A 21,790-nucleotide genomic window follows, 5' to 3' on the forward strand; every position below is an offset into this window, starting at 1 on the left:
CGGCAACGGGGCTTTTTCATTTTGGGCAATAGGGTGGCTATGGCAGGCCAGATCATCATCCTCAATGGCGCGCCGCGGTCGGGAAAGTCGAGCATCGCCCGAGCCATCCAGGAAAGTTTTGATGGCCCGTGGATGGCTCTGGGCGTCGACAGCTATGAGCAGATCACACCGCCGCAACTTCGCCCGGGAATAGGATTGCGCCCTGGCGGCGAGCGCCCTGACCTCGAAATTTTTGTGCCGCGCCTGTACGCCGCCCTCTACGAATCGATCGCGGTGCATAGCCGACTGGGCCTGAACGTCGTGACAGATGTCGGCCATCACGACGCCTATTCGAAGCCCCTCGATTGTCTCGCCGACTGCGCGCGCCGTCTCGCCGGCCTGCCCGTGCTGTTTGTCGGCGTGCGCTGTCCGATTGAAATCATTATGGAAAGGCGAGCTGCCAGCGAAGCGGGCAGGGGTTATGTCACCGGCTCTTCAGACGATCCTGTGCCTTTGCCAGTGCGCCTGTGGCAGGAAGCGGTGCACCGGCCGGGTCTATACGATCTCGAGGTCGACACCTCGGCCCTCAGCCCAGAACAGTGCGCGGATGCGATCCGCCGGCGGCTGCGAGATGGCGCGCAGCCAAGCGCGATCGAACGGCTGGCTCAAACCGCCGCCTAAAACCTTCTTCCTATCCGCGAAACGAGGTGCGGGTCAGCTTCCGAGCGCTGCCCGTATTTTCTGGGCGTTCCCGGCCAGCACTTCGGGTTTTTCCATACCACCGCTATGCGGCTTCAACGGAATTCCCTCGAAGCGAGGGATAACATGGACATGCAGGTGATAGACGGTCTGCCCGGAGGCTGGCTCGTTGAACTGCAGGATGGTGACGCCGTCGGCACTGAGCGCCTTCTTGACTGCGAGCGCCACTTTCTGGACGACCGTGAAAAGCGGGCCGAAGGTCGATGGATCGGCGTCGAGCAGATTGCGCGACGGGGCCTTTGGCACCACCAGCGTGTGGCCCGGTCCCTGCGGCATCACATCCATGAAGGCCACGACAGCGTCGTCTTCGTAGACGCGATGCGAAGGAATTTCTCCACGCAGGATCTTGGCGAAGATGTTGTCGGTGTCATAGGCGGTTTCGGTCATGGCGAACGCTCCGGATTGTGCCTGGCGTCCCGTGTAGCGAAGCTGTCCCGGAGCGGCAAGACGATGTGGCGGTGCGATCAGGCGAGATCGACGATGCCGAAAAAGCCTGCTATTCCTCGAGATCCTTGCGAAACGGGGTATGTCCTTCCAGATTTCGCCCATCCGCTCCACCTCGCGCCGCTCGCGCTTGAGGTAGTCTGCCACCGCATTGCGCAGGCCGGGGTGCGAAATGTAGTGGGCGGAATGCATGGTCACCGGCCTGTAGCCGCGCGCCAGCTTGTGCTCTCCCTGCGCGCCGGCCTCGACCACCTTCAGCTTGCGTTCGATGGCGAAGTCGATGGCCTGGTGGTAGCAGACCTCGAAATGCAGGAAGGGGTGATCCTCGATGCAGCCCCAGTTGCGGCCATAGAGCGCGTCGGAGCCGATGAAATTGATGGCGCCGGCCACGTAGCGCCCGTTGCGTTTGGCCATCACCAGCAGAATGTCGTCCGCCATGCGTTCGCCGATCAGCGAGAAGAATTCGCGGTTCAGATAGGGACGGCCCCATTTGCGGCTGCCGGTGTCCATGTAAAAGGCGTAGAAATCATCCCAGGCCTTTTCGGTCAGGTCCTTGCCGGTCAGCCAGTCGATGGTGATGCCGTTGCCGAGCGCTTCGCGCCGCTCCTTCTTCATCGCCTTGCGCTTGCGCGAGGCAAGCGTGGCGAGGAAGTCGTCATAGGTCGAAAAGCCTTCGTTGAAGAAGTGGAATTGCTGGTCGGTGCGATGCAGGAAGCCGGCGGCCTCGAGCGTTGCGACGTCGCTTTCCTGCGCGAAGGTGACATGCGCCGAGGATACGCCGAGCTTGTCTGTCACCATCTTTAGGCCGGCGGCAAGCCCGGCCTTCACCGCATCCGGATCCTCGCCTTTGGTGACCAGGAGGCGAGGGCCGGTGACCGGCGTGAACGGCACGGCACTTTGCAGTTTCGGGTAATAGCGGCCGCCGGCCCGCTCGAAGGCGTCAGACCAGCCGTGGTCGAACACATATTCGCCCTGGCTGTGCGATTTGAGATAGCAGGGGACAGCACCCAGAAGCCTGCCTTGCGCGGTCTCCAGCCGCAGGTGATGTCCCTGCCAGCCGGTGCGCCGCACGGCGCAGCCGGAATCTTCCAGTGCGCTCAAAAAAGCGAATGAAACGAGCGGGTTATAGCCATTTTCCGCATCGCCGCGCGTGGTGCCGGCAAAGCCGTTCCACTCGTCGCAGGTGAACGCGCCGATGCCAGCTGCGATGCGGATCGAGTAGTCCGCATTTGCCGTTTGTCCGTCGCCATCATCGCCCTGATCCATCAGGCTTATTTAAGCTCCATCCGGGCCGCTACAAGTCACGTTTGAGACACCCCGCTCATGCGACTTTGACCAAATCGGGTTCGAACCCTTCGAATGTCATCTGATCGGCATATTTGAAGGTCAGGTCGATCGCGGGCTGATCAAGCACCGTCCAGGTGATGACAGGCATTTTCGAGCTTTTCACGCACGAAGCTGACGAACGGGTTCGGCAAGTCGCCGGCGGCGTAGGAGGTGAAGGAGAGTTCGTGCGCCAGCATGGAAAAATGCGCTTCGATCAGCTTGAGGTCCTTGCCGTAGGCGGTCAAGCCAGCGGGAATGCCGGGCGCATGTTTCGGGAAGTCGCGGATCAGCCAGTGATCGAACGACATGATCGCCGCCTTGCCCTTGTAACGCCTGAGCATCTTGCCGACGCGCGCCACCAGGCCTTCGTCACGGCCGGGAATGCCTTTCAGTTCGACGACCATGGGCACGCGGCCATCGACGAGGTCGAGCGCCTCCTGCAGCGTCGGCAAGTGGTCGGATGTGCCGCCAACCTTGAGCGCGGTCAGTTCGGCCGCGCTGCGCTGCCAGACGAAGCCGTCCTGTCCGGTCAGTCTTTTCAGGTCGTCATCATGGATGATGACGGGAACGCCGTCCGACGACAGATGCACGTCGCATTCGATGGCGTAGCCGCGTTCGGCCGCCGCGGTGAAGGCGGACAGCGTATTTTCCCAGCGCGTCTTGTTCATGTCGTGAAAGCCGCGATGGGCGACGGGCCGGGCAGTCAGCCAGGAGAGGTCGGTCATGTCAGGCCTTCGCTCATTCGACTTCGAAGATCGCTTCGATTTCCACTGCGGCATTAAGCGGCAGGGAGGCGGTGCCGACGGCGGAGCGGGCATGCTTGCCGCGCTCGCCAAGGGCAGCGACCAGGAAATCGGAGGCGCCGTTGGCAACCAGATGCTGTTCGATAAAGTCCGTAGCCGAGGCAACGAAGACGGTGATCTTGACCAGACGGCGGATCTTCTCGAGATCGCCGAGTGCTGCCTTGGCCTGCGCCAGAATGTTGATCGCGCAGTATTTTGCCGCGTCCTTGCCGGTAGCGGTATCGACATCGCGGCCGAGCAGGCCGCTCGCCTGCAGCTTGCCGTCCTTGAGCGGCAATTGCCCGGCGGTGAACAGCAAATTGCCTGTTCTGCAATAGGGCACGTAGTTGGCGGCGGGTGCGGCGGCGGCGGGAAGCGTCACGCCGAGATCACTTAGCCGCTTTTCGATTGTTTCACTCATTGCTTTTCCCTATTGCTGGAAGGCGCCGCGCTGGCGGGGCCGAAATTGCTATTTTTGCCTCGCTTCCGCCACGACTTTTTTTAAGCTGGACCATCTTTCCCTGCGGCCTGCCATCAGCCGCGACGATCGGAGTACCTCATGCGCGCTGCGCGCCTTGCATTCCACGCCGTCCTGTTGTCGGCGGTCTTGCCGATAGTCCCTGCTTTCGCCGTGCCGGCGCTGCAGGCGCATCGCGCCGTGTATGACCTCACCCTCAACAAGGCCTCCGACCGCTCCGGCATAACAGGCATATCCGGTCGCATGGTCTACGAATTCAACGGCTCGGCCTGCGAAGGTTATACGGTGAAATTCCGTTTCGTGACCCAGATCGTCACCAACGACAATACGCGACTGACCGACCAGCAGACGACGACTTTCGAGGACGCCGAAGGCAAGACCTTTTCCTTCGTGACCAAATCCTTTGTCGACCAGAACCTCGACAAGGAGGTCAAGGGCATCGCCACGAAAGACACGAAAGGGCTCAAGGTCGATATCGACAAGCCCGAGAAGAACAGTCTGGAACTCGCCGCTACCCAGTTTCCAACCCAGCATCTGGTCGAGTTGATCGGCAAGGCCGAGAAGGGCGAGAATTTCTACCAGACGAACCTGTTCGACGGCTCGGAAGACGCCAACAAGGTGATGACGACCACCGTCGTCGTCGGCAAGAAGACCGAGGCCGACAAGGCCGATCCCGAGGCTCCGGCGCTGGCGAAGCTCGCGACCGACAAATACTGGCCGGTCGACATCGCCTATTTCGACGACAGCGCCCAGAATGGTGAAGAAGTGCCGGAGTACCGGATCAGCTTCAAGCTGCATGAGAACGGCATCACCCGCGATCTCACCATGGACTATGGCGACTTCTCGATGACCGGCAAGCTGGTCAACCTGTCGCTGTTCGACCAGACAAAGCCTTGCCCGGTATCGAAATAGCAGGGTTGGCCAATTGAGCTGGCCGCGGCGGGCTTGATGGCAGTCTATGTCGATGCGGCGATCTGGAAGTGGGCCGGCCATCGCTGGTGCCACCTGATGGCCGACGACACCGACGAGTTGCATCGTTTCGCCGCAGCACTTGGCGTCAAGCGTTCATCCTACCAGGGACCGCCCAAGACATCGGCTCCGCATTATGACATAACCGGCTTCGAGCGCGACCGCGCGGTGCGGCTCGGCGCCATCGAATGCAGCCGCGAGGAGATCGTCGCGATCTTCCGGCGCGTGCGGGTGCCCAACGGAAAGGCCAAGCGATGACACCAACGGCATTTCTCGCCTATTGCGCCGCCGTCACACTCGCCGCCGCCACGCCGGGGCCCGCGATGTTCGCGGTCATCACCAATGGCGTGTCGCGCGGTTTCCTTCGCGCCTTCATGGCCGGCGTCGGGGTCGCCGCCGGCGATGCCGTGCTGGTCACCCTGGCGCTGCTCGGGCTGGTGGCACTCGCCCAGACCTTCGAATGGATCTTTCTGCTGCTGAAATATGCCGGCGCCGGCTATCTGATCTTTCTCGGCATCAGGATGTGGCGGGCATCAGTCACGCAATCGAATGAGCCGCGGACGGCTGAGGTGCGATTGTCCCGGTCCTTCTTCCTTGGCGCGTCCATTGCGCTGGGGAACCCGAAGGCAATTCTGTTCCATGCCTCGATCATGCCGCTGATCCTCAATCTCGACACGCTGACGTTTGTCGATGGCCTGCTGGTGGTGGCCACCGTCATCAGCGTCAATATCGTCACAATGGGTGTCTATGCAGCCCTTGCGGGCCGAGCCTCGGGCTGGTTCAGGACGCCGAAGCGCATGCGGCTGATGAACAGGTTTGCCGGTAGTGCCATGATCGGCACCGGAGCGCTGATTGCCGCACGCTGAGCGGTAAAGCGCCGCCACGCTTGCGTTTGTCGCACTTCCCCTCTATATGCCCGCTCATTCCACACACGGACTTTGGTGTCTGCCCGGGAGAAATCCGGCTGAAACCTCCGGTGGCGTTCGAGGACTTCGTCCGAAAATGCCTGTGTCCGTGGAGGCTAACCGGAAAGGAAAATAAAGAATGGCTCTGCCTGATTTCAGCATGCGCCAGCTTTTGGAAGCTGGCATTCACTTCGGCCACCAGACCCACCGCTGGAACCCGAAGATGGCGCCTACATCTATGGCGCCCGCAACAACATCCACATCATCGACCTCTCGCAGACGGTGCCCTTGCTGCACCAGGCGCTGAAGCAGGTTTCCGACACCGTTGCCAAGGGCGGCCGCGTGCTGTTCGTCGGCACCAAGCGCCAGGCGTCGGACATCGTCGCCGATGCGGCACAGCGTTCGGCTCAGTACTATGTCAATTCGCGTTGGCTCGGCGGCATGCTGACCAACTGGAAGACGATCTCGAATTCGATCCAGCGCCTGCGCAAGCTCGACGAGATGCTGGCTGGCGAGGCCCAGGGCCTCACCAAGAAGGAGCGCCTGAACCTCGATCGCGAGCGCGAGAAGCTCGACAAGGCGCTCGGCGGCATCAAGGACATGGGCTCGACGCCCGACCTGATGTTCGTGATCGACACCAACAAGGAAGCGATTGCCATCCTCGAGGCCAAGCGTCTCGGCATTCCGGTCGTCGCCATCATCGATTCGAACTGCGACCCGGACAAGATCGATTTCCCGATCCCCGGCAATGACGACGCGGCCCGCGCCATCCAGCTCTATTGCGACCTGGTTGCCAAGGCTGCGATCGACGGCATCGCCCGTCAGCAGGGCGCTCTCGGCGTCGATATCGGCGCTTCGGTTGAAGCTCCGGTCGAACCGGCGCTCGATCCGGCTCCGGCATCGGAAGCCCCCGAGGCTTGATAATCGAAGGCCGGTTTACGGCCTTCATCTTTCTCATATTTTGGCACGCTAAACAGACGCACCATCGAACACCGATGGTGCGTCGGTGCATTCTAGACAAAGAGGCGACAATGAGCATTTCGGCTGCACAGGTCAAAGAACTCCGCGACTTGACCGGCGCGGGCATGATGGACTGCAAGGCGGCGTTGACCGAGACCAACGGCAACATGGAAGAGGCCGTCGACTGGCTGCGCAAGAAGGGTATTTCGAAGGCCGACAAGAAGGCTGGCCGCACCGCGGCTGAAGGCCTGATCGGCGTCGATGCCGGCGTGCGCGAGGCTGCCATTGTCGAGGTCAACTCCGAGACTGATTTTGTCGCCCGCAACGAGCAGTTTCAGGAACTCGTCCGCAACATCGCCAAGGTGGCGCTCGCCTATGGCACGACCGAGGCGGTGGCTGCCGCCAAGTATCCCGGTTCGGACAAGTCTGTCACCGAGGTGATCAAGGACGCTGTCGGCACCATCGGCGAGAACATCAGCTTCCGCCGCTCGGCGAAGCTCACGGTGCCGCATGGTGCCGTGGCGACCTATGTCCATAATTCGGTCGCCGACAATCTCGGCAAGCTCGGCGTGCTGGTCGCGATCGAGACCACTGGCAATGAACATGCCGCCAACGCCTTTGCCCGCCAGGTCGCCATGCATGTCGCCGCCACCAACCCGCTGGCGCTGACGGCGGAGCAGATCGATCCGGCAGCGGTCGAGCGCGAGAAGGCGATCTTCTCCGATCAGGCACGCCAGTCAGGCAAGCCGGAAGCGATCATCGAAAAGATGGTCGAAGGCCGCCTGCGCAAGTTCTACGAGGAAGTCGTGCTCTTGAAGCAGGCCTTCGTGCTCAATCCCGACATCACCGTCGAGAAGGCGCTGAAGGATGCCGAGAAGGAAATCGGCGCGCCGGCCAAGATCACCGCCTATTTGCGCTTCGCGCTCGGCGAAGGCATCGAGAAGGAAGCGACCGATTTCGCGGCGGAAGTCGCGGCGGCGGTCAAGAAGTAAGCTTCCTACCGCTTTATTCCGACAGCGTTTTTCGGCCGGGCGTCCGCAGGGATGCCCGGCCGATTTCTTGTGCGGTGTCGATAAAGGCCCGCAGTTTCGGCGCCATCGCCGCCCGGCGCGGAAAGTAGAGGAACAGGCCAGGTTCCTCGATCGCTGATTGCGGCAGGACCTGGACGAGGCGGCCGGCGGCAAGATCCGCCCGCGCCAGCGGTTCGAACATATAGGCAAGGCCGACGCCTGCAAGCGCCAGGTCAATCGCGGCGAGTGAATCCGTGACGATGACCGTGCCCTTCGTCTCCACAACGACATCCTTGCCGTCTTCGGTCAGATCCCAGCGATAGAGCGCACCGGAGCGAACCAGCCGGTAGCCGATGCAATTGTGGTTGGCGAGATCGGCCACGCCGCGCGGACGGCCATGCCGTCCGATATAGGCGGGAGAGGCGACGATGACGGCCTTGAACGGCGGCGTCAGCCGGACAGTGACCATGTCTTGCGCAATCATCTCGCCCAGCCGGATGCCGGCATCGAAACCCTCGCCGACAATGTCGATCAGCCCCTGGTCCGTCAGCAATTCAATTGTCACATCCGGATAGCGTTCCGCCATCGCCGCGACCATGGGCGTCACGGCCAGAGGAATGGCGATGTTGGGAACGTTGAGCTTGAGCAGGCCCGAAGGCCGGCCCTTGATGGCGCGGATGCGATCCATCCGCTCGGCAATATCCTGAAGGGCAGGAGCCGCCGTCTCTACCAGCGCCTTACCGGCTTCCGTCAATGAAACGCTGCGCGTGGTGCGCGCAAACAGCGGCTGACCGATGCGCTCTTCGACAAGGCGCACCGCATGGCTGACGGCGGACGGACTCATACCAAGTTCTGCGGCGGCAAGCGCAAAGCCGCCGCGCCGGGCAACGGCAATGACGACAGGCAGATGGGTAAGCAGATCCCGGTCCATTCATGCATGATATCGCATAGTCTTTGCGAACAATGCAATCTTATCGATGCCAAGGCAGCGGTCCACATTGTCGCCAACACAGCGGCGATTGGCTGATGCACAAAGGAGAAGAGACATGAATGCGTTGAAACATGTGACATTCGCGGCAGGCATGGCGCTGGCGCCGATCGATGCCGGTGGGGCGGAGCCATCCGGCTGGCAAGCGCTCGCGGACGAACGCGCGGTCATCCGTATTGCCGATGCCATCGACCGCGCCGTCGACGCCCAGGATTGGAAGCTGGCGCGCAGTTATTTCGCGGATCGGGTTACCGCCGATTTCAGCAGCCTGTCCGGGCAGCCTGCGGCCAACATCGCCTCCGATGATCTGATCGGCGCCTGGGCCGGCAATCTCAAGGGCAGCAAGACAAGCCTGCATCTGCGCACCAATCATCAGGTCGTTCTCGCCGCCGACACAGCGACTGTCCGGTCGAACGGCTATGCCTGGAACCGGATGGAAGGCAATGGCGACCCGCTCTGGGAAGTCTGGGGCACCTATGAGCATCACCTGACGCGCTCCGCCGGCGGCTGGAAGGTCGATGGCTTCGCGTTCCGCATGACGCATGAGCGCGGCAACCTTTGGGTCAAGGCAACTCCTGGCCAGTGATGTTCTGGGCCAGTGACGCGGCTGCATTCACCATTAAGCATTGGAAGACGATCATGACCATGACCTATTACACACTCGGCAACAGCGGCCTCAGGGTCAGCCGGCTGGCGCTGGGCACGATGACTTTCGGCAAGCAATGGGGCTGGGGAGCCGACAGAGATACAGCCCGCGCGATGTTCGACGCATATGTCGAGGCAGGCGGCAATTTCTTCGACACGGCGGACCTCTACACCGGCGGCACCGCCGAAGCCTGGCTTGGCGAATTCATCGCCGAGCGGGGCTTACGCGACACCGCGGTGATCGCCAGCAAGTTCGCCATGAACATGCAGCCTGGCAATCCGAATGCCGGCGGCAACGGCCGCAAGAACATCATGCGGGCGGTTGATGCTTCGCTGAAGCGGTTGGGTACCGACTATATCGATCTCTATCTCATGCATGTGTGGGACCAGCTTACGCCGGCCGAAGAGGTGATGCGCACGCTGGATGACCTCGTGCGGATGGGCAAGGTGCGCCATGTCGGCCTGTCCGATGTGCCGGCCTGGTATGCGGGGCGGGCACAGGCGATCGCCGAGCTGCGCGGATATGAGCCGGTTTCGGCCTTGCAGCTCGAATACTCCCTGGCCGAACGCGCGATCGAGAACGAGTTCGTGCCATTCGGCACCCGCCACGGCGCCGGCATCATGGTGTGGAGCCCGCTGGCCAGCGGGTTGCTCAGCGGCAAGTATCGACCGGCTCAGGCCGGACATGCCGGCCGGCTCGACGGATTCCGCAACTCGACGCATCCGGGCTTCCAGAAGTTCACGGAGCGCAACTGGGCCATCGTGGCCGAACTCGAGAAAGTCGCATCCGAGCTCGGCCGCAGCATGCCGCAGGTCGCGCTCAACTGGGTGGCGACGCAGCCGGGGATTGCCACCGTCATCCTCGGTGCGACGACGCTCAGCCAGATCAAGGACAATCTTGGCGCGCTGGACTTCGAGATTCCGGCAGGGCTTCGCGACCGGCTGGAGTCGGTCAGCAAGACTCCGGCGCCGTTCCCTTATTCCTATTTCGGGTCGCAGATACAGGCGCGCGTCACCGGCGGTGCTGCAACCGGCGACAAGCCCTCCGGCTACGCGTCGCAGGTGCTTGTCGAGGGCGTAGCGGCCAGCGTGTCCACCAACTGATTGATCGACAGGATTGCCACAAATTTGCCGGTCGGGCGCCGCGTGACATCGCGGCGCCCTTCGTGTATCGGAACCCAGTGTTTTGGGATGGCGCCTGCGTGAATGCCTGCCCGGATACCACATGCAAAATGACGAGGACCAGATGACGGTGAAGCCCCTCTACCGACGTGTCTTGTTGAAAGCGTCGGGCGAAGCGTTGATGGGCGAACAGCATTTTGGCATTGACGTCTCGGTCGTGGATCGCATCGCCGCCGACATCGCCGAGGCCCGTGCGCTGGGCATCGAGGTCGGCGTCGTCATCGGCGGCGGCAATATCTTCCGCGGCGTAGCAGTCGCGTCCAAGGGCGGGGATCGCGTCACCGGCGACCACATGGGCATGCTTGCCACGGTCATCAACTCGCTGGCGCTGCGCACCTCGCTGCACAAGATCGGCGTCGATGCCGTGGTGCTGTCGGCGATCGCCATGCCAGAACTCTGCGAGAGTTTTTCGCAACGCCAGGCAGACGCTTACATGAACCAGGGCAGGGTGGTGATCTTTGCCGGCGGCACCGGCAATCCATTCTTCACCACTGATTCGGCCGCAGCGCTTCGCGCGGCTGAAATCGGCGCGGATGCGCTGTTCAAGGGCACGCAGGTCGACGGTGTCTACTCGGCCGACCCGAAGAAAGACCCGAACGCGACCCGTTTCGAGCGCATCAGCCATGGTGAAGTCATAAAACGCGGCCTTTCCATCATGGATACGGCTGCGATTGCACTTGCGCGTGAAAACAACATTCCGATAATCGTTTATTCGATCCACGAAAAAGGTGGTTTCGGCGATATTCTGAGGGGCGGCGGCCGCTGCACGGTCGTTGCGGACGAATGATCCGGGGCTTGATCCCGAAAAGACGGGAAACCGGCTTTCGAAAGTCAGGCTCGAAGATGGGGCTTTGCCCCAAAGCAGTGAACCCGCGTCAGACGGGTCGAGGAGACTAAGATGAGTGGTGAGTACGACGATCTCAAGCGGCGCATGGATGGGGCAATCGCCGCGTTCAAGCATGATCTGGCTTCGCTGCGGACCGGTCGCGCCTCCAGCAATCTGCTCGATGCGATCCAGGTGCAGGCCTATGGCACCTCCATGCCGATCAACCAGGTGGCCAACGTCTCGGTGCCGGAACCGCGCATGATCTCGGTGTCGGTCTGGGACAAGTCGATGGTCGGCGCCGTCGACCGCGCCATCCGCGAATCCAATCTGGGTTTCAACCCGATCGTCGACGGCACCAATCTCCGGATTCCCCTGCCAGAGCTCAACGAGCAGCGCCGCAAGGAACTGGTCAAGATTTCGCATGGCTACGCCGAGAACGCTCGTGTCGCCGCGCGCCATGTGCGCCGCGACGGCATGGACTTCCTGAAGAAGGCGGAGAAGGACGGCGACATCAGCGAGGACGATCAACGCAAGCGTTCCGACCAGGTCCAGAAGCTTACCGACGAAACGATCAGCACCATCGATCATCTGCTTTCCGACAAGGAAGCTGAAATCATGCAGGTTTAGGGTTGGCTGTCGGCTGACCCGAAAGCGAGATCATGACAACGCCCGCGCATGTCGCGATCATCATGGATGGAAATGGACGCTGGGCCAAGGCGCGCGGCATGCCGAGGCTTGCCGGTCATCGCGCCGGCGTAGAGGCCCTGCGCAAGACGGTGCGCGCGGCACCGGGTCTCGGTATCTCCTTCCTGACCGTCTACGCTTTCTCGTCGGAAAACTGGTCGCGGCCGAAGTCCGAAGTCAGCGATCTGATGGGGCTGTTGAAGCTGTTCATCCGCCGTGACCTTGCCGAACTGCACCAGAGCGGCGTGCGGGTCAGGATCATCGGCGACAGGGCAGGGCTGCAGGCCGACATAAGAGGGCTGCTCGACGAGGCCGAAGCGCTTACCGCCCGCAACGAAGCGCTGACGCTGGTCATCGCCTTCAACTATGGCGGGCGCGACGAGATCGTCCGCACGGCGCGCAAACTTGCCTCGGCCGTGGCGCGTGGCGAAATCGACGCCGAAGCGATCACTGCCGAAAGCTTTGCCGGCGGTCTCGACACGCAAGGCATTCCCGATCCGGAGCTGGTCATACGCACCAGTGGCGAGCTTCGCCTGTCCAACTTCCTCTTGTGGCAGGCCGCCTACAGCGAGCTCGTCTTCCTGCCTTGCTATTGGCCCGACTTCAGCCGCGAGCACCTCGCCGAGGCGTTGCGCGAATTTGCCGGCCGCGAGCGCCGCTTTGGCGCATTGGGCTCGCAAGACGTCGCTTCCCGACCGGCCGCGGGATGAGCAACCTTCAGCTCCGCGTCATTTCAGCGGTCGTGCTTGCTGTCATCGCCCTTGGCCTGACCTGGCTTGGCGGCCTGCCTTTCCGACTCCTGTGCGCAGCCATGTCGGCGATGATCTTCTATGAGTGGACACGCATGTCGCGGCCGGCTGCTGCCAATGGGCTGGGCTTCCTGCCCGAGGCATTGGTCGTCGTTTTCATCGGCGCCTTGATTGCCGGGCTTGCCGCCTTCTGGCTGCTGTTGCTTGTCGTGATTCTGATTGCCGCAACGGCGGTAGCAGCCCGGGTTCGCAAGACCGGGCAGTGGGAGGCGAGCGGTCTTGCCTATGCCAGCGTGTCCGGCCTGTCGCTTGCCCTGCTGCGCGATGGCGACCATCCGGGCCTCATCGCCATCCTGTTCCTGTTCGCGGTCGTCTGGGCGACCGACATTTTTGCCTATTTCGTCGGGCGCGCCGTCGGCGGCCCAAAACTGGCGCCATCGATTTCGCCGGGCAAGACGCGCAGTGGCGCCGTCGGCGGCGCTGTCGGTGGCGTTGTCGCCGGGGTTATGCTGGCGGCCGCCGCCGGTGCCGGCAATCTGGCCTTGCTTGGCCTTGTGGCGCTTGTGCTTTCAATCGTCGCCCAGGCCGGCGACCTGTTCGAATCCTGGGTCAAACGACGGCATGGACGCAAGGATTCGGGCGTGCTCATTCCTGGCCATGGCGGCGTCATGGACCGTGTCGACGGGCTTGTCGCGGCGGCTCTCGCCCTATACGTCATTGGCTGGATTTCGGCGGGCGTCGATCATCCGGCACAGGGGCTGTTTCCGATTTGAATGATGTCGTTCCACGATCTGATGTGGGCGCCTTGGATTCGCCTGGATTGCTGTCACAGTCACGGCGCGACTGCGGAAGAATTTGAGGGCTTGAGTTGAACGGGATTCTTCACGCGATTTTCAGCACGGACGGCCTGCTTCTCGGCACACTCGTGCCGTTCCTCTTCGTGCTGACCGTGGTGGTGTTCGTCCACGAAATGGGGCACTACCTCGTCGGCCGCTGGTGCGGCATCGGGGTCAAGGCCTTCTCGATCGGTTTCGGTCCCGAACTCATCGGCTTCAACGACAGCCATGGCACGCGTTGGAAGCTCTGCGCCATACCGCTTGGCGGCTATGTCAAATTTGTCGGCGATATGAACGCCACCTCCAGCCAGCCGACGTCGGATGAGCTGGAAACGCTGACCGACGAGGAGCGTAAGGTTGCCTTCCACACCCAGGCGATCTGGAAGCGCGCGGCGACGGTGGCGGCCGGGCCTCTTTTCAATTTCCTGCTAGCGATCGTCGTCTTTGCCGTCCTGTTTTCCACCTATGGTCGTTATGTCGCTGAGCCCATGGTGGCGGAAGTTACGGCAGACAGTCCGGCGGCGAAGGCGGGCATCCTGCCCGGCGACCGATTCGTCAGCGTCGACGGCGCCAAGGTGGAAACCTTTGGCGATGTACAGCGGCTGGTCTCGGGCCGCGCCGGCGATACGATCACCTTTGTCATGCTGCGCGATGGCAAGGAAGTCACGGTGACCGCGACCCCGCAGCTGATGGAGCAGCAAGACGCGCTCGGCAACAAGATCAAGGTCGCCGTGATCGGCGTCGTCAACAACAAGGAACTCGGCCAGCCTCGTCTCGTCACCTACACGCCGGTCGGGGCCGTTGCTGCGGCGGTTGAGGAAACAGGCCACGTCATCTCGCGCACTGGCCAGTTCTTGCAGCGTTTCGCCGTAGGGCGCGAGGACAAGTGTCAGTTGGGCGGCCCCGTCAAGATCGCCGACATGGCCGGCAAGGCGGCCAAACTGGGTTTCGAATGGCTGGTGCAACTCGTCGCGCTGCTGTCTGTCGGCATCGGTTTTCTAAACCTTTTGCCGATTCCCCCCCTCGACGGCGGTCATCTCTTGTTCTACGGGGTGGAGGCCGTCATCCGCCGGCCGGTGTCGGAACGGATGATGGAAATGGCCTATCGGGCCGGTCTGCTTCTGGTCTTGTGCTTCATGGGTTTCGTGTTCTGGAACGATCTGTTTGGATGCTGAAATCATGAAGAAATTTGGCCTGGGCATGGTCGATGTTGAGACGCCGTTTACCATGCACGGGGATATGAGTGACGCGAAAGCCACGCACCAGGGTTAAGTAAATACAAATTAACCAGAAGCCTTGCGTGTAGGGAAAATCCGGTTAATACGGTAGGGGAAATTACCGCACGTCCGGTTTTCTCGCCGTGGGGACTACGAGAAAAGGTTATTAAGCCCGATGAAGGCAGCATCCAAGTTTCTGAACGCCGCGTCCGCGGCGGCACTGTCCGCGGCTCTGGTCGTACCAGGTGCGCTCGCAGTGCAATTCGTTGCCACATCGGCGGCTGAAGCCGCTGTCGTCAGCAGGGTGGAGGTGAGCGGCAACCAGCGTGTCGACGCCGATACCATCCGCAACTACATCACCATTAAGCCGGGCAAGGCTTTCTCCAGTTCTGATGTCGACGCCGCGGTCAAGGCGCTGTTCGGCACCGGCCTGTTCTCGGATGTCCAGATCAACCAGGTCGGCTCGACGCTGGTGGTCAAGGTTGCCGAATACAAGGTCGTCAACCAGGTGCTGTTCCAGGGCAACAAGAAGATCAAGGACAATGCGCTGCAGATGGGGCTTCAGCTGAAGCCCCGCGGCACGTTCTCGCAAGCGACCCTCGATTCCGACGTCGAAGCAATCAAGTCTGCCTACAGGCGTATCGGCCGCGACGATGCCGGCGTGACCGCGCAGGTCATGGACCTCGGTGACAACCGCGTGAATGTGGTTTTCAAGATTACCGAAGGCGACCGCACGCAGATCGCGGCGATCAATTTCGTCGGCAACAGCGCCTATTCGAGCCGCCGCCTTTCGGACGTGATCAACACCAAGCGCTCGTCCTGGGTGTCGTTCATCCTGCGTGATGACGTCTATGATGAGGACAAGCTGCGCGCCGACCAGGAGCTGCTGCGCCGGTTCTACTATAATCACGGCTACGCCGATTTCCAGGTCGTGTCGGCCGTCGGCGAACTCGACAATGCGACGAACAAGTACACGGTCACCATAACCGTCCAGGAGGGCGAGCGTTACAATTTCGGCGATATCAGTGTCGAAAGCACGATCCCGGAAGTCGATTCGAAATCGCTTGAATCGGTGGTCGAGACCCGCAAGGGCGACGTCTACAACGCCAAGAATGTCGAGGACTCCATCATTGCCCTGACCGAGAAGGTGGCCGGTTCCGGTTACGCCTTCGCGCAGGTGACGCCGCGCGGCGACCGCAACTTCGAGAATCATACGATTTCGGTGGTCTATACGGTTGACCAGGGCACCAAGGCCTATGTCGAGCGCATCGAGATCCGCGGCAATGATCGCACGCGCGACTATGTCATCCGCCGCGAATTCGATGTCAGCGAAGGCGATGCTTTCAACCAGGTGCTCATCCAGCGCGCCAAGAAGCGCCTGGAAGACTTGGGTTATTTTGAGAAAGTCGACATCTCGACGGTGCCCGGCTCGCAGCCTGACCAAGTCGTGCTGGTGGTCGACGTGGTCGAGAAGTCGACCGGTGAATTCTCGGTTGGCGCCGGCTATTCGACCGGCGGCGATTCGGCGGGTCCATCTGTCGAAGGATCGGTCACCGAGCGCAACTTCCTCGGTCGTGGCCAGTACATCAAGCTGTCGGCCGGCGGTGGCAAGAATTCGCGCGATTACAGCATCTCGTTTACGGAGCCTTACTTCCTCGGCCGGCGCATCGCCGCCGGCTTCGACGTCTACAAGTCGACGAGGCAATACGACAACAACTACGACAGCGACACCGTTGGTGCGACGGTCCGCTTCGGACTGCCGATAACCAACAGCATCTCGACGCAGCTGGCGTATAATATCGCGCAAGAGAAATATTCGGTTGATAGCAGTTGCGGTACGACTACTACGGCTGATCCTGATGGTACCTGCACGATTTCGCCGGCCATCTTGGATGGCATTGCTCAAAGTCCTTGGATCAAGTCGTCGGTCAGCCTGGGGCTGGTCTACAACACGATCGATGACATGAAGAACCCGCATGAGGGCATCTACGCCAACACGACGGTAGAGGTTGCAGGCCTCGGTGGTGATGCCAAGTTCGTCAAGGTTACTGGGCGCGGCAGTGTCTATCAGACGCTGTCCGAGCAACTCGACCTTGTCGGCCTCATTTCGGGCGGCGCGGGTCACGTGGAGGGTTACGGCAGTAACGGTCTGCGTATCTTCGATCAATTCCAGAGCACCGATCGTATGATCCGTGGCTTTGCCTATGGCGGCATTGGCCCTGCGGACGCGGCGACGGGTGACCATCTCGGTGGTACGACCTACTTCAATGCTTCGGCGGAAGCCCAGTTCCCGTTGCCAGTCGTTCCGGAGAGCTTTGGGTTGCGCGGTGCTGTGTTCGCCGACGCTGCCACGCTTTATGGCAGTAAGATCACGTCTGTTACCCAGACCTCGACCGACATGAAGCTGCGCGCCTCGGTCGGTCTCGGCCTGATGTGGGCCTCGCCGTTCGGCCCGATCCGTATCGACTACGCGATCCCGTTCAAAAAGGAAGCGAGCGACAAGGTGCAGGAATTCAACTTCGGCATTTCGACCCGCTTCTGATCGGCGGCCAACGATGCTCCCGGATTTTTGGATCCGGGAGAAATGTTCGACCTAGCTGGATATAGCTTCTGGAATGACCGATCCGGTGTTCTTCGCGCCATCACGCCGGTATACGGCGGCCGAAGTCGCGAATCTGACCGGCTCGGTGCTTGTCGATTCCGGCCACTCCGACGTGTCGATCTCGGCATTGGCACCGGCCAACGAAGGCGGTGCCAATGCGCTTGTATTTGTCGACGGCAGGCGCAATTCGGCGCTGATGCCGTCGCTGCGGGCGGCCGCGGTTCTGTGCCCGGCGGAATTCGCCAACAAGGCACCGGCCGAAATTGCCGTTTTGATCCATCCGCGTCCGCAACAGGCATTCGCGCTGGTCGGTCGACTGCTGTTCCCTACAGCCGCCACGCCGGGGCCAATGACCGGTGAAACCGGTGTTTCGCCGCATGCCCATGTCGATCCGACCGCGCATGTCGAAGCCGGCGCCATCATCGAGGCCGGCGTGGTCATCGGGCCAGGTGTCTCGATCGGCAGCGGCACCGTCATCGCGCCAAACGCGGTCATTGGACAGTTTTGCCAGATCGGTCGTGACGGCTATGTCGGCCCGGGCACCAGTATCCAGTATGCGCTGATCGGCAATCGGGTCATCATCCATGGTGGCGCCAGGATCGGCCAGGACGGCTTCGGCTTTGTGGGCGGCGCCAAGGGGCCGGAACGCGTTCCCCAGATCGGACGGGTTGTCATCCAGGACGATGTCGAGATCGGCTCCAATTCCACCGTCGACCGCGGCGCCATGTCGGATACGATCATCGGTCAGGGCACCAAGATCGACAATCTCGTGCAGATCGCCCATAACGTCCGCATCGGTCGCAATTGCATAGTTGCCGGACTTTCGGGTATTTCGGGTTCCGTGGTCGTGGGTGACAATGTCACGATGGGCGGCGGTGTCGGGCTTGCGGATCACTTGACCATCGGCTCAGGAGCCAAGCTTGCCGCCAGAAGTGGATTTATGAGCAATGTCCCTGCCGGCGAGATATGGGGCGGTTATCCGGCACAGCCGATGGCGGAAGCCATGCGAGAGATAGCCATGTTGCGCACGATGGCCAGGGCACGCAAGCAGGGCAAGGACAATGGCTGATATGGTGGCGGCGACGACGCTGGAAGCGGTCGACATAATGGGGCTGATGAAGCTTCTGCCGCACCGCTATCCCTTCCTGATGATCGACCGCATCGTCGACATCGATGGTGACGATTCTGCCGTCGGCATCAAGAACGTCACCATCAATGAGCCGCATTTTCAGGGGCACTTCCCGGAGCAGCCGGTGATGCCGGGCGTGCTGATCGTCGAGGCCATGGCGCAGACGGCAGGCGCCATCTGCATCCGCAGCCTTGGGGCGTCGAAACCGTCGCTGGTCTATTTCCTGACCATCGACAACGCCAAATTCCGCAAACCGGTCGTTCCCGGCGACCAGTTGAAGATCCATGTCAAGAAAATCAAGAAGCGCGGCAACCTGCTCAAATTCGCCTGCGAAGCCCTGGTCGATGGCACCAAGGCAGCAGAGGCCGAGATTTCAGCCATGATGGTCACCAGCGACTGACGATCGAGTGCTTATGAAAATCAAGACTTCAATCCATCCTTCCTCCGTCGTGGAAGAAGGCGCTCAAATCGGTCAAGGTGTGCGCATAGGGCCGTTCTGCCATATCAGCGCCGATGCCGTGATCGGCGATGGTGTCGAACTGGTCAGCCATGTCTCCGTCATGGGTGCGACCACTATCGGCGCCTCGACCAAGGTCTATCCGATGGCGACATTGGGTGCTCCGCCGCAGAACACCAAGCACAAGGGCGGTCGCACCACGCTGGTCATCGGCGCCAACTGCACCATCCGCGAAGGTGTGACCATGCATGTCGGCACCGATACGAGCCGTGGCGAGACGACGATCGGCGACAACGGCAATTTCCTTGCCTACGCCCACATCGCCCATGATTGCGTCGTCGGCAACAACGCCACCTTCGCCAATGGCGCGACATTGGGCGGACACTGCGAGATCGGCGACAACGTCTATATTGGCGGCCTCAGCGCCGTTCATCAATTCGTGCGTGTCGGCGACAACGCCTTCCTCGGCGGGTGCTCGGCTTTTGTTGGTGATGTCATTCCCTACGCCATCGCCGTCGGCAACCGCGCCTCCTTGCGCGGCTTGAACATCATCGGCCTCAAACGCGCCGGTCTGCCGCGTTCCGAAATCTATCTCTTGCGCAAAGCCTACCGGACGATTTTTGACCGTTCCCGCACCGTTGGCGAGAACATCGAACTCGCCAAGGCCGAGTTCGGCTCGTCGCCGACAGCCATGAAGATCATCGATTTCATCAGCAGTCGCGGCAAGCGGCACTATGCGGTGCCATCGCTCAAGGGCAGTGATGGCGACGATGTCGATGACGCAGACTGAGGCTGCGACGGCTGGTCTTGATCTCCCGCCAGGTGCCAGGGTCGGCATCATCGCCGGCGGTGGCAGTCTTCCGGTCGAAGTCGCGGCCGGCTCGGCCGGGCAGGGTTATGCCCCCTTCATCGTCCTCATGGAAGGCGAAGCCGACCGTCTGCCGGAATTGAGCCGGTATGAGCATGAGACCCTTGCCCTGGAGGCAATCGGCTCGCTTGTTCCCCTGCTTAAACGCCACCGGATTACCCATCTGGTGCTCGCCGGCGAAATCAAGCGCCGGCCAAGGCTGACACGTCTTCGCCCCAGTTTCAGCCTACTCGCGGTCATACCGGTTGTCGTCATGGCACTCGCACGCGGCGACGACGGCCTGCTGAAGGTCGTAGCGCGAGGCTTGGAGGCGCGTGGAATAAAGGTCGTAGGGGCCCACGAAATCGTTCCGACCCTTGCTGCTGCCGAAGGCGTGTTGACGAAAGCAGCGCCTAGGGATTCGGATCGGCGCGACATCGAAGCCGGACTCGCTGCGGCGAAGGCCATCGGGGCGCTGGACATCGGCCAGGCGGCTATAGCGGTGGGCGGCCGCGTCATCGCGCTGGAAGGCATCGAGGGGACGGCAGGATTGCTCGACCGAACAAAACTGTTGCGAGGCCACGGCCGTATCGCAGGCAAGACCCGCGGCGTGCTGGTCAAATGCGCCAAGCCAGGCCAGGAACTGCGTGCGGATCTTCCGTCCATAGGACCGCAGACGGTGGAATCGGCGCATGCGGCCGGGCTCGCCGGCATTGCCGTCGAAGCGGGACGCTCACTGATCCTCGAAGGTCCCGCAACCCTGGCGCGCGCCAATGAGCTTGGTCTGTTCATCGTCGGCCTGGCCGCAGCGGAGCCTGCGCATGGCTGACAAGGCGCTGAAGATCGCGATCGTTGCCGGTGAAGAATCAGGCGATCTGCTTGGCGCCGACATCGTGCGTTCGCTCCGCCAGGCAACCGGCCGCGAGGTGCGGCTCGTCGGCCTCGGCGGCCGGCACCTCGGGGAATTGGGCCTGGTGTCGCCCTTTGATGCCGGCGAGATCGCGCTGATGGGTTTCAGTGCCGTCCTGCGTGATCTGCCGCGCCTTTTCAGGCGGATCGGCCAGCTGGCCAAAACCATCGCTGAGGAAAAGCCGGATTGCCTGGTCACCATCGACAGCCCGGACTTCTCCTTGCGCGTCGCCAGGAAGGTGCGTGCAGCCAGTCCGTCGATACCGATCATCCACTATGTCTGCCCGAGCGTCTGGGCCTGGCGGCCGGGCAGGGCGGTGGCGATGAAGCCCTATGTCGACCATATCCTCTGCATCCTGCCGTTCGAGGTGAAGGAGCTCGAGCGGCTGGGCGGCCCGCCCGGCACCTATGTCGGGCATCGCCTGACGCATGATGCGGGTGTGCTTGCTGCCGGGAAGGCGCAGGCTTTGCCGCGCGATCTTGCCCAGGACCGCATCAAGACATTGCTTGTCCTGCCCGGCTCGCGGCGCAGCGAGGTGCGGCGGCTGGTCGATACGTTCGGCGAGACCGTGTCAATGCTGCGCGCGCGCGGGCATCGTCTGCGGCTGTTGCTGCCGACGGTTCCGCATGTCGCCGACCTCGTCAAATCCTCGGTCAACCGTTGGGATGAAAAACCCGAGATCATCGTTGATCCCCAACGCAAATGGCAGGCTTTCGGCAAGGCCGATGCCGCGCTGATCGCGTCGGGGACCGTGTCGCTGGAACTGGCGTTGGCCGGTGTGCCCATGGTCTCGTGCTACAGGCTCGATCCCATCGCGCGTGCCGTTGCGCCCTATTTCGTTTCCGTCTGGTCGGCGCTGCTGCCCAATTTGATCTCGGATCGCGCTTTGATCCCGGAGTTCTACAACGAGTACGTCAAGCCGAACAATCTGGCGCGCCAGCTGGAAGCCCTGTTCGCCGACACGGGCATGCGCGCCTGGCAGAAAGACGGATTTGCCGAGATCGCCAGGCGCATGGCGACGGACAAGCCGTCGGGCGAGATCGCGGCCGGCGTCGTGCTTCGTCATATAAAAAAGGCGCCCTGACAGGCGCCTTTTTTCGGTCAAA

21 protein-coding genes and 3 pseudogenes are annotated in these 21,790 nt (G+C 61.8%); 19 read left to right on the forward strand and 5 right to left on the reverse strand.

Annotated elements, in window-relative coordinates:
• Positions 1-39 precede the first annotated feature (39 nt).
• Positions 40-660, forward strand: coding sequence for a chloramphenicol phosphotransferase CPT family protein (locus AC0V7N_RS23425; RefSeq protein WP_475450708.1), 621 nt, complete (start codon positions 40-42; stop codon positions 658-660).
• A gap of 33 nt (positions 661-693) precedes the next feature.
• Here the strand turns inward: AC0V7N_RS23425 and AC0V7N_RS23430 are convergent, their stop codons facing one another.
• From AC0V7N_RS23430 to AC0V7N_RS23445, 4 genes and pseudogenes are all read right to left on the reverse strand, one after another.
• On the reverse strand, positions 694-1,125 hold the full coding sequence (locus AC0V7N_RS23430; protein WP_475450709.1) for an HIT family protein: 432 nt from the start codon (positions 1,123-1,125) through the stop codon (positions 694-696).
• A 109-nt stretch (positions 1,126-1,234) separates the two neighbouring features.
• Positions 1,235-2,448, reverse strand: a pseudogene (locus tag AC0V7N_RS23435) (GNAT family N-acetyltransferase).
• A gap of 55 nt (positions 2,449-2,503) precedes the next feature.
• Positions 2,504-3,233, reverse strand: a pseudogene (locus AC0V7N_RS23440) (glycerophosphodiester phosphodiesterase).
• 13 nt (positions 3,234-3,246) lie between these two features.
• Positions 3,247-3,711, reverse strand: coding sequence for a RidA family protein (locus AC0V7N_RS23445; RefSeq protein ID WP_475450712.1), 465 nt, complete (start codon positions 3,709-3,711; stop codon positions 3,247-3,249).
• Positions 3,712-3,849: 138 nt separating this feature from the next.
• Between AC0V7N_RS23445 and AC0V7N_RS23450 the strand changes: the two genes are divergently transcribed.
• From AC0V7N_RS23450 to tsf, 5 genes and pseudogenes are all read left to right on the forward strand, one after another.
• Positions 3,850-4,680 carry a cell envelope integrity EipB family protein gene (locus AC0V7N_RS23450; RefSeq protein WP_475450713.1) on the forward strand — a complete coding sequence of 277 codons (831 nt, stop codon included), beginning with the start codon at positions 3,850-3,852 and terminating at the stop codon, positions 4,678-4,680.
• 36 nt (positions 4,681-4,716) lie between these two features.
• A complete protein-coding gene (locus AC0V7N_RS23455) occupies positions 4,717-4,995 on the forward strand; it encodes a DUF4031 domain-containing protein (protein ID WP_027044556.1) in 279 nt (92 codons plus the stop codon).
• The gene (locus AC0V7N_RS23460; RefSeq protein ID WP_475450714.1) at positions 4,992-5,603 is read left to right on the forward strand and encodes a LysE family translocator; all 612 of its coding nucleotides are present in this window, start codon (positions 4,992-4,994) and stop codon (positions 5,601-5,603) included. Before AC0V7N_RS23455 ends, AC0V7N_RS23460 begins: the two co-directional genes overlap by 4 nt.
• A 178-nt stretch (positions 5,604-5,781) precedes the next feature.
• A pseudogene (gene rpsB, locus AC0V7N_RS23465) lies at positions 5,782-6,563 on the forward strand (30S ribosomal protein S2).
• A 110-nt stretch (positions 6,564-6,673) separates the two neighbouring features.
• Complete coding sequence (tsf, locus tag AC0V7N_RS23470; protein ID WP_475450715.1) at positions 6,674-7,594, forward strand: translation elongation factor Ts; 921 nt, start codon at positions 6,674-6,676, stop codon at positions 7,592-7,594.
• A gap of 13 nt (positions 7,595-7,607) precedes the next feature.
• Here tsf and AC0V7N_RS23475 read toward each other — a convergent pair whose 3' ends face one another.
• Complete coding sequence (locus AC0V7N_RS23475; protein ID WP_475450716.1) at positions 7,608-8,543, reverse strand: LysR substrate-binding domain-containing protein; 936 nt, start codon at positions 8,541-8,543, stop codon at positions 7,608-7,610.
• A 115-nt stretch (positions 8,544-8,658) separates the two neighbouring features.
• Here AC0V7N_RS23475 and AC0V7N_RS23480 point away from each other — a divergent pair, with 115 nt between their 5' ends.
• From AC0V7N_RS23480 to lpxB, 13 genes are all read left to right on the forward strand, one after another.
• Entirely contained in the window at positions 8,659-9,186 is a 528-nt protein-coding gene (locus AC0V7N_RS23480) for a nuclear transport factor 2 family protein (protein ID WP_475450717.1), read from the forward strand.
• A 53-nt stretch (positions 9,187-9,239) separates the two neighbouring features.
• Entirely contained in the window at positions 9,240-10,349 is a 1,110-nt protein-coding gene (locus AC0V7N_RS23485; RefSeq protein ID WP_475450718.1) for an aldo/keto reductase, read from the forward strand.
• Between the two features lie 142 nt (positions 10,350-10,491).
• Entirely contained in the window at positions 10,492-11,214 is a 723-nt protein-coding gene (gene pyrH / locus AC0V7N_RS23490) for a UMP kinase (RefSeq protein ID WP_027044550.1), read from the forward strand.
• 111 nt (positions 11,215-11,325) lie between these two features.
• Positions 11,326-11,880 (forward strand): ribosome recycling factor, encoded by a 555-nt coding sequence (gene frr, locus AC0V7N_RS23495; RefSeq protein ID WP_111546531.1) that lies wholly within the window; start codon positions 11,326-11,328, stop codon positions 11,878-11,880.
• A 32-nt stretch (positions 11,881-11,912) separates the two neighbouring features.
• Positions 11,913-12,647 (forward strand): isoprenyl transferase, encoded by a 735-nt coding sequence (locus AC0V7N_RS23500; RefSeq protein ID WP_475450719.1) that lies wholly within the window; start codon positions 11,913-11,915, stop codon positions 12,645-12,647.
• Complete coding sequence (locus AC0V7N_RS23505; RefSeq protein ID WP_475450720.1) at positions 12,644-13,459, forward strand: phosphatidate cytidylyltransferase; 816 nt, start codon at positions 12,644-12,646, stop codon at positions 13,457-13,459. Before AC0V7N_RS23500 ends, AC0V7N_RS23505 begins: the two co-directional genes overlap by 4 nt.
• Positions 13,460-13,554: 95 nt before the next feature.
• Positions 13,555-14,697, forward strand: a complete 1,143-nt coding sequence (gene rseP / locus AC0V7N_RS23510; RefSeq protein WP_475450721.1) for an RIP metalloprotease RseP — start codon at positions 13,555-13,557, stop codon at positions 14,695-14,697.
• Positions 14,698-14,914: 217 nt separating this feature from the next.
• Entirely contained in the window at positions 14,915-17,281 is a 2,367-nt protein-coding gene (gene bamA / locus AC0V7N_RS23515; RefSeq protein ID WP_496627289.1) for an outer membrane protein assembly factor BamA, read from the forward strand.
• A gap of 73 nt (positions 17,282-17,354) precedes the next feature.
• Entirely contained in the window at positions 17,355-18,410 is a 1,056-nt protein-coding gene (gene lpxD, locus AC0V7N_RS23520; RefSeq protein WP_475450722.1) for a UDP-3-O-(3-hydroxymyristoyl)glucosamine N-acyltransferase, read from the forward strand.
• Positions 18,403-18,870 carry a 3-hydroxyacyl-ACP dehydratase FabZ gene (gene fabZ, locus AC0V7N_RS23525; protein ID WP_027044543.1) on the forward strand — a complete coding sequence of 156 codons (468 nt, stop codon included), beginning with the start codon at positions 18,403-18,405 and terminating at the stop codon, positions 18,868-18,870. The genes lpxD and fabZ overlap by 8 nt, the downstream gene beginning before the upstream one ends.
• Positions 18,871-18,883: 13 nt before the next feature.
• The gene (lpxA, locus tag AC0V7N_RS23530) at positions 18,884-19,717 is read left to right on the forward strand and encodes an acyl-ACP--UDP-N-acetylglucosamine O-acyltransferase (protein ID WP_475450723.1); all 834 of its coding nucleotides are present in this window, start codon (positions 18,884-18,886) and stop codon (positions 19,715-19,717) included.
• Positions 19,704-20,603 carry an LpxI family protein gene (locus AC0V7N_RS23535; RefSeq protein WP_475450724.1) on the forward strand — a complete coding sequence of 300 codons (900 nt, stop codon included), beginning with the start codon at positions 19,704-19,706 and terminating at the stop codon, positions 20,601-20,603. Before lpxA ends, AC0V7N_RS23535 begins: the two co-directional genes overlap by 14 nt.
• Positions 20,596-21,768 carry a lipid-A-disaccharide synthase gene (gene lpxB, locus AC0V7N_RS23540; protein WP_496627290.1) on the forward strand — a complete coding sequence of 391 codons (1,173 nt, stop codon included), beginning with the start codon at positions 20,596-20,598 and terminating at the stop codon, positions 21,766-21,768. The genes AC0V7N_RS23535 and lpxB overlap by 8 nt, the downstream gene beginning before the upstream one ends.
• The last annotated feature ends 22 nt before the right edge of the window (positions 21,769-21,790 follow it).

Source organism: Mesorhizobium kamtschaticum, from assembly GCF_056174585.1.